Source organism: Exiguobacterium sp. HVEsp1, assembly GCF_002009685.1.
Classification (GTDB): Bacteria; Bacillota; Bacilli; order Exiguobacteriales; family Exiguobacteriaceae; genus Exiguobacterium; species Exiguobacterium profundum.
In genome coordinates, this window is the sequence record NZ_KV917367.1 from 1,438,571 (window position 1) to 1,455,600 (window position 17,030).

Genomic DNA, 17,030 nt, shown 5'->3' on the forward strand with positions numbered 1-17,030 from the left:
GTTACGGCTTTTCTTTATGCTGCATCCTGTTCGGTTTCGTCTTGTGGATTTGTTCGTTTTGCGTAATACATAAACGGTGTCGCCATCCAAGCGATCACAAACTTTGCCACGTATGTCGTGATAAAGATGTTCCACCAAATGTCCCATTCCATTCCCCAGAATGCGATGATGCAGAACGTGAATGTATCAATCAGTTGAGATAAGACGGTCGAACCTGTCGTACGAAGCCAAAGCTTCTTCTCGCCCGTTTTTGCACGGATCTTTGAATAGACGAAGACATCGAACAATTGAGAGACCAAATAGGCAGCAAGGCTACCGAGTGTGATCAATGGCAGCATCGAGAAGAGTGCCTCGAAGCTTTCATGCATGAACAGTGCCTCTTCAAACGGCTCATATAAAAGTGCATATTGCATGAGTACCGTTGAGACGATCAAGATGAAAAATCCGAGCCATACGCCTTTACGGGCAGCCGCTCGTCCATGTTTTTCGTTCAAAATATCGGTTGCCAAGTAGAGCGAACCGTAAACGATGTTACCGAGCGTGAAAATATATCCGCCAATTACAATCTGTTGCGTGACTTGAATATTTGCTACGACCGAAGCCATCGCAATCCAAGCATATAAGCCGACTCGTCCGAATAACTTGTAACTGAGGACGAGTAGTCCGAGTGTAAGGATGGCAGAAGGAATCCATAACCATTCGTTTAGCATGAATCATGCTCCTTCCTCTAACTATTCAATGATTTCAACTTTTCAAGTTTATAGAGGAACGGAAATGATGTCAAGGAGAGGGGGGAGGGTCCACTCAGGTAAACACCGAAAAATTATAAAACCTTCTTCTATATCAAAAGTGCTTCTGGAAACTCCCTGTTAAGTGCAATCGTTCGACAAATTAAAAATCGATTCGACAAAGCGGTGCTCATGACACGGAAAAACGGAAACTGTGCAATTTCTGTGCAATGACAAAAAGAAAGCACCTCCTGTCATAAACAGGAAGTGCTCTAAACTGCTTCGTTGAGCGGTATTCTTGATGCCTCCGACGAGAATCGAACTCGTGCTGCAGCATTACCATTGCTGAGGTCTGCCACTAACCTACAGAGGCGTTATACCAACTATGTTACACAGATTATTCGTCATTTTCAAGCTTTTTTAGAATAATAAGACCTCCAATCTTCGATAGAGGAAGACTGGAGGTCGAATGCTACATGTTTATTTTGTACGGATCCAAACGGCACCTGCAGAGTTGTCTTTCGCTTCACCGACTACGTCAATGACGAGACCGTATTGCGGAAGTTTGCGTCCTGCATCTGGAATGAGCGAGTTGATATAAGAGTTTGCATCATTGAACTGCTTCACGCCAGGCTGTGCTTTGTAATCGTACACGCCACGACTCGGTGAATCGATATACCAAGCGAGCGTCTTATCGAGACTGAATGCCGCATCAGCAATTTGGTAACGTGTGCTACCTGCGACTGTTTGTTGACCGTTCAAGTTACCGATCAGCGCTTGTGGATGTGAATCGACGACACCGAGGAATCCTTCACCAGGGTGAACACCGACCCAGTTATCTGTGAACGAGTCATCACCATACCACACGACAAGACCAGTGTTGTATTTCACGCCGCGACCGTTGAGAAGACCCATATCCGCCCCAGCGTGGTTACGCCATTCGAGGTAGTAATAGTGTGGTTTTGAATCGTATCCGTCTGAAGAGACGAATCCATCGAGCGTCACGGCTTCAGCGCCTTCTGCATCATCTGCGAAGAGTGTTGCGGATTCTGATTTGATTGACAAGTTGTCGACTGCGAAGCCTTTCATAGCGACGCCGCCGTCTGTCACGTATTCAAAGACGATTTGAACATCTTGACCAGCGAATTGTGAGAGGTCGTATGATTTGTTGACCCATGCACCGTTCGTCGTCTCAGCAGGGTAGCCCGCTTCGTTTGCGCCGTTGACGTCGTCACCGAATACATCGAGAACGACTTCTTGACCACCGCTGAGGGCTTTGATGTACAAGTAATCATAGTCCGATTCGACTTCATAGAATGAATCGAATGCGAGGACTCCGTCCGCACCAAGTTTCACAGCTGGTGTTGCCATCTCAGTATGGATGTCGTCACCTTTTGTCGAGTAATAGTAGCGATCGCCATAAACTGGTTCGATTCCTTTAATCTTCTTATCAGGAAGGTTGACTTTGACGATGCCTGGGTTGTTTGATTTCGTCACAGATTGGTCGAGTTGTGCGACGAACCCTTGAGAGTTGAGGTCTTCAAGGTCGACTTCTGTGATGTTTGCCCAGTTTCCACCCATGATTTTTTGGAAGTATTCTTTGTTTTGTGGTGAGAAGCTTGTTGGCTCCGTACCTGCGACTTTACCGGCCCAGCTACCGCCACTCATGATTGACCATGATTGAATCGGTTCGCCTTGACCTGTGTACTGCGTATCGTACTCATCTGGAAGACCGAGGTCATGTCCGAATTCGTGTGCGAAAACGCCGACCGCACCATCTTCTGGTTGAATCGTGTAATCGTACGCAGCCATTTTTCCGCCCCAGTAAGGAACTGCAGCTTCTGTATTGGCTACTGGGTAAACACCATCAAGAACCCAGCGATGTGACCATACCGCATCGTCACCGAGCGCACCGCCACCCGCTTCTTGGCCAGTCCCAGCGTGGATGATCATCAAGTGGTCAACGAGACCGTCCGGCTCATTGAAGTCACCGTCTCCATCCAAATCGTATAGATCGTATTGGTCATGTTCTTTCAAATCGATTCCAGATGCGACCGCAGCATTCAACGCATCTTTGACGAGTTGACGTGGTCCCGGTCCGACGTTATCATGTCCGCCATCGCCTTTGTCCGCACCGTAGTCTTTTGCGGTTCCCGGAACGGTCAACCACTCCGAAACCTCACCATCGACAGTATAACTTCCGCCTGATTGTTCTTCATAGTATTGTTTGAACGTTTGAACCTTTTCACCGTTAAAGAGTTCAAATTGTTGATCACCGAACATATACTTTTCATAATGTTCTTTACTGAAGTTATCGCTGTACATATAGCCCGGCTCTTGGATGATGTTATTGTGTTTGAAATCGCTGTACTCGACGAGGAGAACGAGGACTTTATCTTCACGTACCGAACCGTTGTATGCAGATTGCCGGGCAGGAGAAACCTTCACTTGACCGTTCGGTTTCCCTTTACGGTAATTTCCTTGCCCTTTTTTCGCTTTATCAAGAATTCGTTTTGATTCCTTTTCGAATTGAGTATGTATCTTCTCTTTTGCTTTTGAAGCCTTCTCGTTCACTTTGTCGTCGTGCTTATGTGGATCTTTCGCTTCACCTTGCTTTTTCGAGATATATGCATCGACTGCTTTCATGCGTTCAGATGCAGACAAACCTTTTTTGATGACGCCGCGTTTCTCGAGAGCTTTCGCGAGACGCTCTTCATCGATGATGTTGTGGTCGAACGGAGCGAGCTCGCTCGTTGTCGGTACCGATGGCGCAACCGAGAGGGGAGCGGCACCAGCTGCCGGAACGATACTGACTGTCATGGCAGATGTCATGAGAGCCGCTAGAGTCGTTCGACGGATGGAACGTTTTTTCATTTGTATGAACCTCCTGTTAAAAAATAATGGGAAAATGTGTGAGCTTGTTGTAAATGTACTCTTTGTGTCTGATTAATGTCAATATTCAGAAAATAATAAACGAAAAAGGAGTCTAAAGACCTATTTAGTTCAATTTGACTAAATAGACTTAGACTCAAGGTCGATATATCCGTAATGGAACTTCGACGTTTTACGTTTTATGTGAGCGAAACCGTACCGTTCAAAGGTATCGCTCTCAAAATGCGCCTTCAAGACAATTCGTTTCTTGGCTACTCGTGTTGCTTCGGTAATCAATTCTTGCGTGAGAGGGGAAGTGTCGGCGATTGTGCGAAGTGGGTTCAGATGAACCGATTCTGAAATCGTCTTTTCAAACATCGGATCAAAGTAGATACAATCAAACGAATTTTCCGCACACGTTTTCAAATAGTCAAGAGAGTTGGAGTGAACGACCTCAATGCGTCGCATCGCCTCATTGACCTGCTCATCTTTTTCGACCCATACGGACATGCCTTCTCGGACGAGTTGTGCCGTAATGAATTGACTCTCAAGGCCAATTACTTTACCGTTTGAACCGGCGACATGGCTCATGACGATACTGTCCGAGCCGAGTCCGAGTGTACAATCTAAAATATGATCACCCGGAGTTGCTTGCATGGCGTCAATGAGTGGATCTGATCCACCTCGGCTCAGTTGCTTCACCCGAAAGACGGAGCTCGATGGGTGGAAAAAGAACGGTTCTGTACTATGCAGAGGTGTGAACTCGACACGTCGTTTATCAAATACAAGTACATCTCGTTGATGACGTTTCTTCAACTCGTCGATGGAAAGTTTGCGCCGGTCGACAAATTTCATCTTGTATTCTGTGGCATGTGTATGCGCTCGAGATAAGACATCATCTGTCGGACGTAAACAAGTGGTTACAATATACATGATTCGGGCTCCTTCATAAAAAATGAGACGCAGGTGCGTCTCATTTTTTCTTGCTGAGTAAGTCTGATAATTCATCGATGAGTGCTTTATGAGAAGCGAGTTCTTTCTTCTTCTCGTCGTTCACGTTCATCGGACGTTTTGAACGGCTTTGTAGCGCTTCAAGCGTTTCATCGATTGACGATTTCAACGTATCGCGTTCTTCAGGTTTCAAAGATACTTCGTGCGGATTTTCACCAGAAGCATCTAATTCGCGGAGACGTGCCATCAATTGCTTTGCCTCGCGATTCAAATCGATTAACAATCTGTCAATTTGTTCCAATCTTAATTTAATCCCATCACGTTCTGTAAACATCTGTTTCACCTCTTTTTGCGGTTTAACCATAAGGTCTCTTCCTGTATACTTTACCATAAAATTTGTTAAACGAAACTACCGGGAATATATTCCATTTATTTTGGCTGTATGAAACATTGTTTCTCTATCCCCACACGAAGTTCACCTGCTATACTAACTGAGCTAATTAAGGAGGTGGGCGGATGGAAACAACAAATCATCCACCAAAAGCGCTCAAAGGAGCAATTGTGTCGATTACGGCATATTTGATTTTATCTATACTAAAGGTATTCTTCGGGTACTTATATAAATCTGAGGCGGTCCTAGCCGATGGATTCAACAATACGACGGATATTATCGCATCGGTCGCCGTCTATATTGGCATTCGGGTGGCAGCATTGCCAAGGGATGCCGAGCATAAATATGGTCACGCGAAGATGGAGACGATCTCTGCTCTCATCGCTTCATTGATTATGATTGCGGTCGGTATTTTCGTCTTCTTTAACAGTCTGTCGAATTTAGTCGGGGGCGTGTATACAGAGCCGAACCCATTGGCAGCGGTCGTCGCCTTCGTCAGTGCGCTCGTCATGTTCGGGGTGTATCAGTTCAACTTGAACCTCTCGAAGAAAACAAAGTCATTGGCACTTAAGGCGGCAGCGAAAGACAATTTGGCCGATGCGATGATTTCAGTCGGAGCTACGCTTGGTGTGCTATTTGCTTATTTCCAACTGCCCTGGATGGACACGGTCTTAGCAATTGTGATTGCCGGCATGATCATCCGGACAGCGATCCAAATCTTTTTAGATGCCACCCATCAGCTTTCTGACGGGTTCCCTCCGCACCTCGTCGAGTCCTATGAGGAGACGATTGAACAATTTGAGCGGGTGAAAGAAGTTCGGGAAATCAAAGGGCGTCATCTAGGGAATCACGTGATGCTCGACGTGACGATTGCAGTCGATGGCGATTTGACCGTGGACGCGGCCCATGAATTATGTGATGACATCGAACGGAAATTAGATGAACAGCATGCGGTCGATTCGGTGCATATTCATATCGAACCGATTTGACGTTCGGTTATCTTTTGCGCTTCATGAAGGGATTCGTTTATAATAAGCGCAGACAGATATTGAACTACTAGTTAAGGAGGGCACGGGATGAACATCGTGCGTCAACCTATTCGCCAGATTGATGAGATTGAATATGAACATTTTCAGAAGTATGGAGAAAACGCATATGGCGTTTCTGCAGAAGAGTTGAAAGGGATCCTCGAAGAAATGGGGTCCGAGCAACTGTATCACGCAGAAGAGCATAGTTATGGAGAGGACTTCTATTACGACTTGATGGTCGATGACAAACTGGTCGGTAAAGTCTTGTTACTCAAGCTTGCCCGCGTGTACCAACTCGACCTGATGGTGTTCGATGCATACAAAAACAAAGGATATGCGACGGAAGGTTTGCGACTTGCCTTATTGGACTCCAATTTGATGGATGGACAAACGGTCCGGGCTGGCATCCCGCCGACGAGCCCACATCAACAAGAGATGCATCAAGTGCTTATTCAAAACGGATTTGAAAAGCGAAATGGTCTTTATTATTTAAATTTCAAGAAACGATATGTAGTAAACCATTAAGCTGACGGCGTCGCGCACGTCAGCTTTTTTCATATGGAGGGGTAAGGATGAAGCAAGTCACCATTAAAGACATTGCCGAGCTCGCTGGGGTCGCAAAAAGTACGGTCTCACGCTATCTGAACGGTGGGTCGGTCGGAAAGGCAACAAGGGAAAAACTCGACCGGGTCATTCGAGATACGAATTATGAGCCGAATCAGTTCGCGCAAAGTCTCAAGTCGAAGCAGACGAAGATGATTGGGGTCATCGTTCCACGGCTCGATTCGTATGCCGCCTCACGGACGATGATGGGGATTGATGAACAGCTCACTGAACGAGGATATCAAATGCTCGTCGTCAATACAGCACAACAGATGGAACGAGAAATCGAACAGCTATACAATTTGGCGAAACAAAAAGTCGCCGGGATCATCTGGCTCGGGACGACGGTCACGAAACGTCACCTTGAGGCGATTGAAGCGATTCAAATTCCCGTCTTGTTGATCGGGCAACAACATGACAATGTCCATAGTCTCGTCTACCCTGACTATGATGCGGCCTATGCGCTCGGCACACGATTCATGGAGTGGGGTCATCGAAACGTTGTCTATGTCGGGGTGTATGAATCGGATATCGCTGTCGGTCAAGCACGCCGTGACGGATTTTTGAAGGCGTTTCAAGAGTCAGAGTCAAATGTCAACATCATTCAAACGACGTTTAAGATTGAGGACGCCATTCCAATCGGTGAACAGTTGGCGGATAATGTTGGCTCTGTTTCCTTGATCGTTTGTGCGACCGACAACATTGCGTTAGGCGTCTTGAAAGGATTAGCGAATCAAGGGGTCTCTGTCCCAAGTGATGTCTCTATCAGTGGGTTTGGAGGATATGATTTCACGGAAGTCCTGCATCCATCCATCACGACGGTGCACCTACCTTATCGCCGAACTGGGGCGAAAGCAGCTAACATGTTGTTACAGCTTTTACTCGGTGAACACGTCCCAATGAAAACGTTCACAATTTTTGAATTAAAATTGCGCGAAAGCGTTGACAAGTTAAATTAAATCGTTTACATTTGTGTTGCGGAACCGGTTCCGCAACATTTTTTACTTAATTTTTGGAACCGGTACCAATCGTATAAAGAACTCATATGATTTATGGAGGTGGACGATATGAACACCGTACATTGTATCGGCGAATTGTTGATTGACTGGGTATGCGAGGATGCGTCTAGCGATCTGGTAAACGGGACGACGTTCGTCAAGAAAGCAGGGGGAGCACCTGCGAATGTCGCGGCAGTCGTCAGTAAGCACGGGGGACAATCCAGTTTCCTCGGACAGGTTGGAGATGACCCGTTTGGTCTCTTCTTGAAACAGACGTTGGTCGAGAACGGCGTCCGAACAGAAAACCTTGTGGAGTCTGGAGACACGACGTTCGCATTCGTATCGATTCAAGAGGACGGAGAGCGGGACTTCACATTCCGTCGCGGAAGTGACGGGAAGTATGCCTTCGAGTCGATCGACTTATCGGTGATCGAGTCAGGGGACATCATTCATTTCGGCTCGGCGACAGCACTACTTGATGGAAAATTGAAAGACGCGTACTTCAAGTTATTGCAATTTGCAAAGCGGGATGGCTTGTTTATCTCGTTCGACCCGAACTATCGAGATGCATTGATCACGGACCTCGAGCAATTTAAACAAGATGCAAGACACTTCATCGCGGAATCGGACTTCATTAAACTGAGCGAAGAAGAAGCATACTTGTTAACCGGAGAAGAACAACTAGAAGACGCTGTTCGTGCACTGCTTGAATTAGGGGCAAAACAGATTGCCATCACACTAGGGTCTCGTGGGACGTTGATTGCGACAAGCACGCATCATGAAATCGTTCCTTCAATCTCAATCGACAGTATCGATTCGACGGGAGCGGGAGATGCGTTCGTCGGAGCTTACTTATATCGGTTGGCAACACTCGGGTTTGACCCGGAGCGCTTACGTTCCGACATTGAATATGCGAACGTAACGGGTGCATTGACATGTACAGCTTATGGCGCCATTCCAGCAATTCCATCACGACAACTTGTGAATGAAACGTTAGGAGGGAAATGAAGATGGATTACAAAAAAGAAGCAGCATCGATCCTAGAGGCGATTGGTGGGAAAGAAAACGTTGCGGCAGCCGCGCACTGTGCGACTCGCCTTCGACTCGTATTGAACGATGAGTCAAAGGTCGATGAGAAAGCACTCGAACAACTTGATGTGGTTAAGGGAACATTCTCTACAGGCGGACAATATCAAATCATCATCGGACAAGGTACGGTCAACAAGGTCTATGCGGAATTTTCACAATTGACTGGCCTTGGAGACATGTCGACGACAGACGTGAAGTCAGCCGGAGCGAAAAAAATGAACCCGCTCCAACAGTTCGTCAAAATGTTATCGGATATCTTCGTTCCAATCATCCCGGCCATCGTCGCCGGCGGTCTCTTGATGGGAATCAACAACTTATTGACGGCACCGGATTTGTTCTTTGATGGACGTTCGTTGATTGACCAGTATCCAGGCATGGCCGACCTCGCAGCGATGATCAATACATTCGCAAACGCCGCCTTCGTCTTCCTTCCTGTACTCATAGGGTTCTCTGCAGCCAAACGGTTCGGTGGTAACCCGTACCTAGGTGCAGCGCTCGGGATGATCATGGTCCACCCGGACTTGATCAATGCATACGCTCAGGCAAGTGTTGAAGAGATTCCGGTTTGGAACATTTTCGGACTCGAGATTGAGAAGTTAGGATACCAAGGACAAGTCTTACCAGTCCTCGTCTCGACGTATATTTTATCGAAGCTTGAAATTAACATTCGGAAGTTTATGCCGGCGTCACTAGATATCTTGCTTACGCCATTACTCTCACTCCTCTTCACAGCGTTCATCACGTTCGCTTTCGTCGGACCGATCACTCGTGAAGCAGGGAACTTGATCATTGATGGGTTGGTATGGACGTATGATTCACTCGGGTTCGTCGGTGGCTTGATCATGGGTCTTCTCTACGCTCCAATCGTTATCACGGGGATGCACCATAGCTTCATCGCAATTGAGACACAACTTCTCGCCGATATCGCTGAAACAGGGGGATCGTTCATCTTCCCGATTGCTGCGATGTCAAACGTTGCACAAGGGGCTGCTACCCTTGCGGTCTTCTTCTTGACTGCTGATAAGAAGATGAAAGGTGTCGCCTCAGCATCAGGAATCTCTGCATTACTTGGAATCACAGAGCCTGCCATGTTCGGCGTCAACTTAAAACTTCGTTATCCATTCATCGCAGCCATCGTTGGTTCAGCCGTTGCGTCTGCATTCATCGTTGGAAACGACGTATTGGCAGTAGCGCTCGGTGCTGCCGGATTACCAGGTATTATTTCAATCGCACCGGGTTCGATCATCTCGTATATCATTGGTATGGCGATCGCATTCGCCGTGACATTCGGATTGACATTCATCCTTGCGAAACGACAAGCAAAAAAAGAAGCGGTCAAACAAGCCGCGTAACGAAAAAGGAAGTGACACTATGAATTGGACGAAGGCCGAACGTTATCGTTCACTCCGTGACGTGAGCGCCCTCGAAATGGAGGTGCTCCGTGCAAAGACGGCCGCATCCCCGTGGCGGTTTGGGTACCACATCCAGCCGCCGACGGGCCTCCTCAATGACCCGAACGGCTTCGCATATTACGATGGAGAGTACCATCTATTCTATCAATGGTTCCCGCTCGGGCCAGTTCACGGTCTCAAACATTGGTATCATGTCAGTTCGAAAAATCTCGTCCATTGGACCGACCGCGGGGTGGCGTTAGTCCCTGAAACGAAGGAGGATTCCCACGGTGCCTATTCTGGAAGTGGGTTCGTCGTAAACGACACCCTTCACGTCATGTATACCGGGAATCATCGTACGAACGATTGGACGCGTCACGCCTCGCAAATTATCGGTGTCTTACGTGACGGGATGATCGAGCGGCGCAACGTGGCCATCCCGGATATTCCGGCCGGTTACACGGAACATTTCCGCGATCCGAAAGTATGGGAAGAAGATGGATCATATTATGCGATTGTCGGTGCACAGCGAACGGATGAGACAGGATGTGTCGTCTTACATCGTTCGACCGACTTGAATGATTGGACGTTTTTAGGTGAAGTGAAGACGGAGCTCGAGCAGTTCGGTTACATGTGGGAATGTCCTGACGTGTTTGAACTGAATGGAAGGCATGTCCTCATTTTTTCTCCGCAAGGGATTGAGCCTGAAGGTCATCGCTATCACAACATCTATCAATCTGGATATGTCACAGGCACTCTTGATTTAGAGACGCTCGTCTTCACGCACGAGTCGTTTGAAGAGCTCGACTTCGGTTTCGACTTTTACGCCCCGCAATCGACGGAGCATGACGGTCGTCGCATTCTAGTCGGTTGGATGGGCCTACCGGAGATCGAATATCCGACAGACCGCTACGGTTGGGCCCATGCGTTGACGCTCCCTCGAGAACTCTCGCTTGAGGATGGCGTATTAAAACAACGACCAATCTCTGAAATGAAGCAACTCCGATCTAATCAGTTCGTAAACGAATCAGGGACACGGCTTGACGTGATCTCACCCGAACGTTTTGAATTGGAACTGTCGACAGCTGGAGAAGACTTCAAACTTGAACTATTGAAGACAGAAGATGAGTCGCTCGTGATTCAGTACGAGAAAGATACAAACGAATTGACCATCGATCGGACAAACGCGGGTGAACCGTTCGCGACGGAGTTTGGGACGACCCGGACAAAAGTGATTGAGGTCACGTCCCTTCATCTGTATGTCGACTCGTCGAGTGTCGAATGTTTCGTCAATGACGGTGACGCTGTGGCAACCCTTCGCGTCTTCCCAAGTGATGGTGAGAAACGAGTCCGCTACGTCGGAGACGAGGCAAGTTTAGTCGGTTGGAAATATGAATGAATGTAAAAGCTGAGCGTTTGCTCGGCTTTTTAATTTTTCCAAATGTTGAAACCGTTTCGATTGGATCTACGTATAGATGAAGAGAAGAGAGAGGTGAGAGAATGAATAAAATGATGAAGTGGGTTGATGCGATTCGAACGATTACCGCACCATTTGGAGATCCGATTGGAGAAATTGAGAATGAAGAAGTTGAATGCGTGATGGTGGCGGAGTCGACGGTGCGTGGAATAATGAATCCAGAAGTGAAGTTAGAGTTTCATGAATTGAGCCAGGTGCGGGTGTTCGCGGAAATGCTACGTAGTTCAGAAGAAATCGAAGACGTCGAAATTGAAGTGGCACCCGATTTTGATCTCTTGCTGCAATTTAAAGGTGGCGAGCATGAACGATATCAGCTGTGGCTCGGTCAACCGTACCGTCCGAGTGTCATCACGCATCTTGAGCGAACGGACGTTGTCTGGCGACTACCGGAACATTCGACGAATCAATTGATTGATGCCCTCGGGTTAGATAAGTAAAAAAGCACCTCTTTTTGAGATGCTTACGAGTTGAATCGGATAAACCGTTCGATTTGTCGCTCTGATTTTCTTGCTTGCCGTCCGACCCAAATCAAGTGACCGGGACTGTTCAGAATCGTAAGCTGCGCATGTGGGATCAAGCGCTTCGCGTAATGGGCATGTCGAACAGGAACTGCTTTGTCGTTTTTCGAGTGAATGATATAGGTTGGGCACGACACACCGAGTAACACCTCACTCGAGACACGTTGTTTCAAATCGAACTGTGCGCCAAGTCCAAACGCCATCTGATTCGCGACGCGTTTCAGGAGGAAAATATCATAAGGAGACACCTCTTCTCGAATCGTCTCGAGTGCCAACACGCTTGTCGATTGAATCATACGGGCCGTCGCTTCGAATGGATGTTTATGAATAGCACGAGCAATAAACTGTTTCATGATGTATTGAAGTGCGATAAATGCGGGTTGGACGACATTTCGGCTGACCGTGTCCCGATACGGGAAATCAACGACACTCGTCACGGCGGCAGCGAGGGTCAAACTAAGGACACACTGATTCTGTGAAGCGAGCTCAATCGCGGTCGGTCCTCCGGCAGAGATGCCATAGACATGATATCGATCAATATCTAGCATTTGCATCAAGTGAGAGAGTCGGGATGCAAACAATTGAGGAGATGCTGAAAAAGAGTATGGTGTTTCTCCATATCCGGGTCTAGATGGGACAATGACCCGGAAACCGGATAAAACGAGTTGGTCCACATGGTATGGTTCTAGACTCGAGGATTGGGTCCCATGGATCAGTACGATGACGGGACCGTGACCGCGGTCTATATATTCGATTTTTGAGCCGTCGACGTGTGCATAATATTTCAACTTAGATGGCGCCTCCTTAAACGTTTTGTAATGGAAAATACCTTTATTTCGTGGAAATAAAATGATAATGTCTGTTTATACATAATTTAGATAGAGAAACGAAAGGGGATAGAACCGTGAATAACCGAGAGCGGTTACTTGAAGTTCGACGTTTCTTCGAACGTTACACGGACGAAGCGAATCCAAAGACACTAGAAGATTTGCTCGAGTACTTGTCAACGATAGGAGATACTTCTAAGTTAGCAAAAAAATCGGTGAAAGACGATATCCAGGCACTGAATAATTCGGGGTTTGAAGTGCAGGATGAATTGGAGAAGAATGGTCTCGCTAAAAAGTATTGGCATTCGGCCCGCTTATTTGAGATTCATGAACTCCGGATGATGGTCGATGCGATTGTCGCAGCGAAATTTATCTCGGAAGACGTGACCGAGGAAATTGTAGAGAAACTTCAAATGCTGACGAGTATCCCTGAAGCGAAGACGCTACAATCGATCATCAAGACGCCGAAGAAAAAACACGGACACATTCCTTACCATATCGATCGTATCCAACGGGCCATTCATGAACGAAAAGCTATCTCGTTCCAATATACAGACGTCGTCGGATTTGATGTGACGAAACGAACGTTCCCGCTCCGCCGTGACGGAGAGCGATACGTCGTTAATCCAATCGATTTGCATTGGAATCACGAGCAGTACTACTTGATCGGGATCGACGAATCAATCGGAGAGGTGCGGAACTACCGGGTTGACCGCATCGTCAATTCGGAGATTGTGGAAGATGGCACCATTCGTCCGAAGCATCATTTACCTGATGATTACTATCAAAAATCATTCAATATGTATAACGGATCTGATGAACAAATCGTTTTGTCCGTCGACGAACGCGTTCTCCCGGTCATCTTTGACAAGTTAGGGGAAGACGTTTCTGTTTCTGAACATGGAGAACGATTCCTCATCCGTTTCGATGCGGCCGTTTCTGACGGATTTATTTACTGGTTGCTATCTTTGGGTTCACAAGTAGTAGTGGTTGAACCACTCACGCTTCGTGATCATATGAAAGCAACGATTGAGAAGATGGCAACTACTTATGAACATACAAGCATTCATTCCTCCATCGAGTAAGCAGATGTGCTATACTGCTTGCGACACTAGATGAAGGGGGACAGGCGGATGTTGAATTGGATGCCATTGATCATTCCGATTGTCGCTGTCATTTTCGTAACGATCGTCGCAAGACGCGCCATGAAAATGGATAAAGAGAACTAATAGGAAGAGACATCGTCCAGGATTGGGAGATGTCTCTTTCGCTATGGAGGTAGAACGTGGATACGATTACACATACGTTATTCGGTTTGACGTTATATGGTGCAGCCGATAAGCGTGATTTACAACAACATGAAAAACGAGCCTTATTCGTCACGACACTCGTCGGGAGCCAAATCCCTGACAGTGATGTAATTTCACGGCTATGGGACACGGAAGGCATGTATCAGATGTGGCATCGCGGCATCACTCACTCGATCTTCCTCGTTCCGCTCTTTGCACTGCTCATCTACATACTGGTTCGCCTTCTCTTTCGAGTGACGGACATCCGCTATTTTTGGTGGGCATTATTGTCTGTCTTCGTACACAATACATCCGATTTGTTCAATGCATGGGGGACAGGGTATTTCGAACCGATCTCGGACGTGAGGATCACATTCGGTGTGATCCCGATTGTCGATTTTGTCTATTGGGGAATCTTCTTGGTCGCCTGGCTCGTCGCACGTAAACAAGAAGTCCGTTATAAGACGTATCGGTATGCGTGGGCTGCCCTCGTTCTTTATGTCGCGCTTCAAAGTGCGCAGGGCGCCTATTTATATCAGTCTTATTCAAAGGAATATGACGAAGTGGCGCTCTCGGCTTCATTTATCCCGACTCAGTTCACGGTCATTACGAAGACTGACGAGGACGTATCGCTCTTTCAAGATTCGATATATCAAGAAGCGACCTTGCAATACGAATTGACGAGTGCCGAAAAGGCGAGTCTTGAACCATTGTTTGAAGCGAATCATGAGGCGCGCACATTGACCAAATGGTCGCCGTTCGTCGTCATCGTAGCAAACGAAGAACGGCTCGGCGTCTTTGACCCGCGGTTTTATGATGGCGAATCCTCATTTTTATATGAATACATCGAAAGGTAGGACAACGGATGGGACGTATACGTTATCTCTTTATCTTCGCTTACGAACAGGCACTTAGTTGTATCTTTCCGGTCGCCATCTTCGGAGCGCTTGCCGTCACAAAGTTTGTAGAGTTACCACTCCCACGATATGACGTTTTACTCATCTGGTGTTTGTTCGTTCAAGTCGTCCTTGTGAAGACGGGGCTCGAGACGATGGAAGAAGTGAAGGTCATCAGCTGGTTCCATGTCATCGGTCTTGGACTTGAATTATTCAAGGTGCAGATGGGGTCATGGAGTTATCCGGATGAGGCGTTCACAAAAGTGTGGGGCGTCCCGCTCTATGCCGGATTTATGTATGCGAGCGTTGGTAGTTACGTCGTCCAGGCATGGCGTCGTCTCGATTTACGATTTACGAAGATGCCGCACCCAATCATCGCCTTCGGACTTGGCATCGCCATTTACTTCAACTTTTTTTGGCACCATGTTTGGTTAGACCTACGGTGGCTGTTGATCGCATTCATCTTTTTGGCGTTCGGTCGCTCGGTTGTCTCGTATAAACTCGACGATCGACGATTTGAGATGCCGGTCGTCCTGTCATTCTTCTTGATTGCCTGCTTTATCTGGCTTGCTGAAAATATTGTCACGTTCTACAACGGCTGGGCGTATCCGGACCAATTGAACGGTTGGGCCATCGTTGATTTAGGAAAACTGTCGTCCTGGTTCCTACTCGTCATCATCAGTATCCTCCTTGTCGCTTGGCAAAAGCGAAAATTGGAGTATGAATTACCTTAAACTCGACATGTGTCGAGTTTTTTTGTGAGGGGACACGAATCCTTTTTTGAAGAAAGTCGTATTGTAAAACGAGGTGATTCGGTTGTTGGAAATTGTACTTACTTGGTTGATTGGATTATTGTGTCTAGGATCTCTTGTCATCTATTGGAGAGAGTGGCGAAAGACTCGGAATCGAGTCAAACTAGGACAAGCTTGTCTCGCAATGTTTTGTTCGTTTCTTGTACTTGGAATGGCAGGCATGGAAACGTACGACCGCATGACGACGAATCACATCGTCGAGACGGGAGAATGTTATGTCGTCGATGACCGATCATCGAAGGGTTCATCGAACGTGACGCTATGGTTCGGAGAGCGGTCATACGGCTTCAAGGAAATTCCGGACGTTGCATATGGTCCAGGATATGTGTTTACGTGTCGCGCAATAATGACAAAGCAGATGCAATCAGGAATCGATTATGAGTTGCGATCACTTGACGGTGAGCTATTATATTCAACTCGTTCAGATGATTGATTGCGTGAAACTCAAAAACAAAACGTGTTCAAAGCTAATTTTATAGCTTCGAACACGTTTTACTATGATTGACTCCTGTACGTATGCCATAAAAGCAACATCATGACGATAAAACCCAGTCCTCCGACTAAATTGGTTATGAACAAGATGTGCTGAGACGATAAGAGACGGAGTATGGCCTGCCATATCAAAGACAGTGAAATTACGACAAAAATGAAAACACCAAATGGATTAGCGAGAATCGCAATAAGTTTATGATTCATTGTCATTCACTAAATGACCGGAATTTCTTGAACGCCATACCAATCATTTCGATTCCTTCATCTTGTTTCGTTTTCTCTCTAAAAAGATCGGAAGGATATTCAAAAAGATTGCCGCAACCGTCAAGAACCATAGCGCACGCGACATACCGGGTACGACATCTGTTATGGCACCCCAGTCCTTAGCTTCGACCCACATGTTGAGCAAGCTATATTCGGCGCATAACGTGAGAGCAACTAATGATAGGGCAATCGCCATCGGCAGCTTATAGTCCTTCTCCATCATAAATACGGTCAAATTGATGAGCGTCGCCCCGATCGCCGTAAATCCAAAAATAATCCACATCCTTTAACCCCCTAAATATTTCTATCTATACATTGTATCATACAAATTAACCCAGATAAATTTCAGAAAATTGTTTCTATTTACATAATAATTATGCTAGAATCAGTGGAAAGTGTCTTTGG

The 17,030-nt window shown here is 46.8% G+C and carries 17 protein-coding genes and 1 tRNA gene; 11 read left to right on the top strand and 7 right to left on the bottom strand.

Annotated features, from left to right (window positions below):
• Positions 1–14 precede the first annotated feature (14 nt).
• The 5 genes from BV910_RS07405 to BV910_RS07425 form a co-directional block, all read right to left on the bottom strand.
• Entirely contained in the window at positions 15–710 is a 696-nt protein-coding gene (locus BV910_RS07405) for a queuosine precursor transporter (RefSeq protein WP_078146857.1), read from the bottom strand.
• Positions 711–1,030: 320 nt separating this feature from the next.
• A tRNA-Thr gene (locus BV910_RS07410) sits at positions 1,031–1,101 on the bottom strand.
• A 107-nt stretch (positions 1,102–1,208) separates the two neighbouring features.
• Positions 1,209–3,602, bottom strand: a complete 2,394-nt coding sequence (locus BV910_RS07415; RefSeq protein WP_078146858.1) for an immune inhibitor A domain-containing protein — start codon at positions 3,600–3,602, stop codon at positions 1,209–1,211.
• Positions 3,603–3,740: 138 nt separating this feature from the next.
• Positions 3,741–4,532, bottom strand: a complete 792-nt coding sequence (locus tag BV910_RS07420; protein ID WP_078146859.1) for a class I SAM-dependent methyltransferase — start codon at positions 4,530–4,532, stop codon at positions 3,741–3,743.
• Between the two features lie 40 nt (positions 4,533–4,572).
• Entirely contained in the window at positions 4,573–4,914 is a 342-nt protein-coding gene (locus tag BV910_RS07425) for a hypothetical protein (protein WP_240499818.1), read from the bottom strand.
• 152 nt (positions 4,915–5,066) lie between these two features.
• Between BV910_RS07425 and BV910_RS07430 the strand changes: the two genes are divergently transcribed.
• The 7 genes from BV910_RS07430 (at position 5,067) to BV910_RS07460 (ending at position 11,964) form a co-directional block, all read left to right on the top strand.
• Complete coding sequence (locus tag BV910_RS07430) at positions 5,067–5,930, top strand: cation diffusion facilitator family transporter (RefSeq protein ID WP_078146860.1); 864 nt, start codon at positions 5,067–5,069, stop codon at positions 5,928–5,930.
• Positions 5,931–6,017: 87 nt separating this feature from the next.
• Positions 6,018–6,494, top strand: a complete 477-nt coding sequence (locus BV910_RS07435) for a GNAT family N-acetyltransferase (RefSeq protein ID WP_078146861.1) — start codon at positions 6,018–6,020, stop codon at positions 6,492–6,494.
• 47 nt (positions 6,495–6,541) lie between these two features.
• Entirely contained in the window at positions 6,542–7,531 is a 990-nt protein-coding gene (locus BV910_RS07440; protein ID WP_078146862.1) for a LacI family DNA-binding transcriptional regulator, read from the top strand.
• Between the two features lie 108 nt (positions 7,532–7,639).
• A complete protein-coding gene (locus BV910_RS07445; protein WP_078146863.1) occupies positions 7,640–8,578 on the top strand; it encodes a carbohydrate kinase family protein in 939 nt (312 codons plus the stop codon).
• Between the two features lie 2 nt (positions 8,579–8,580).
• Positions 8,581–10,011, top strand: a complete 1,431-nt coding sequence (locus BV910_RS07450; RefSeq protein ID WP_078146864.1) for a sucrose-specific PTS transporter subunit IIBC — start codon at positions 8,581–8,583, stop codon at positions 10,009–10,011.
• 19 nt (positions 10,012–10,030) lie between these two features.
• Positions 10,031–11,449, top strand: a complete 1,419-nt coding sequence (locus BV910_RS07455) for a glycoside hydrolase family 32 protein (protein ID WP_078146865.1) — start codon at positions 10,031–10,033, stop codon at positions 11,447–11,449.
• A gap of 101 nt (positions 11,450–11,550) precedes the next feature.
• Complete coding sequence (locus tag BV910_RS07460; protein WP_078146866.1) at positions 11,551–11,964, top strand: YhfM domain-containing protein; 414 nt, start codon at positions 11,551–11,553, stop codon at positions 11,962–11,964.
• Positions 11,965–11,987: 23 nt separating this feature from the next.
• Here the strand turns inward: BV910_RS07460 and BV910_RS07465 are convergent, their stop codons facing one another.
• Positions 11,988–12,833, bottom strand: a complete 846-nt coding sequence (locus tag BV910_RS07465) for an alpha/beta fold hydrolase (protein WP_078146867.1) — start codon at positions 12,831–12,833, stop codon at positions 11,988–11,990.
• A 116-nt stretch (positions 12,834–12,949) separates the two neighbouring features.
• Here BV910_RS07465 and BV910_RS07470 point away from each other — a divergent pair, with 116 nt between their 5' ends.
• The 4 genes from BV910_RS07470 (at position 12,950) to BV910_RS14710 (ending at position 16,302) form a co-directional block, all read left to right on the top strand.
• Positions 12,950–13,957: a helix-turn-helix transcriptional regulator gene (locus tag BV910_RS07470; protein WP_078146868.1), complete on the top strand. Its 1,008-nt coding sequence runs from the start codon at positions 12,950–12,952 to the stop codon at positions 13,955–13,957.
• 200 nt (positions 13,958–14,157) lie between these two features.
• On the top strand, positions 14,158–15,018 hold the full coding sequence (locus BV910_RS07475) for a metal-dependent hydrolase (protein ID WP_074037061.1): 861 nt from the start codon (positions 14,158–14,160) through the stop codon (positions 15,016–15,018).
• An 8-nt stretch (positions 15,019–15,026) separates the two neighbouring features.
• A complete protein-coding gene (locus BV910_RS07480; RefSeq protein WP_074037060.1) occupies positions 15,027–15,791 on the top strand; it encodes a DUF817 domain-containing protein in 765 nt (254 codons plus the stop codon).
• An 85-nt stretch (positions 15,792–15,876) separates the two neighbouring features.
• On the top strand, positions 15,877–16,302 hold the full coding sequence (locus BV910_RS14710; RefSeq protein ID WP_074037059.1) for a hypothetical protein: 426 nt from the start codon (positions 15,877–15,879) through the stop codon (positions 16,300–16,302).
• A gap of 306 nt (positions 16,303–16,608) precedes the next feature.
• Here the strand turns inward: BV910_RS14710 and BV910_RS07490 are convergent, their stop codons facing one another.
• The gene (locus BV910_RS07490; protein WP_078146870.1) at positions 16,609–16,908 is read right to left on the bottom strand and encodes a hypothetical protein; all 300 of its coding nucleotides are present in this window, start codon (positions 16,906–16,908) and stop codon (positions 16,609–16,611) included.
• Positions 16,909–17,030 lie beyond the last annotated feature (122 nt).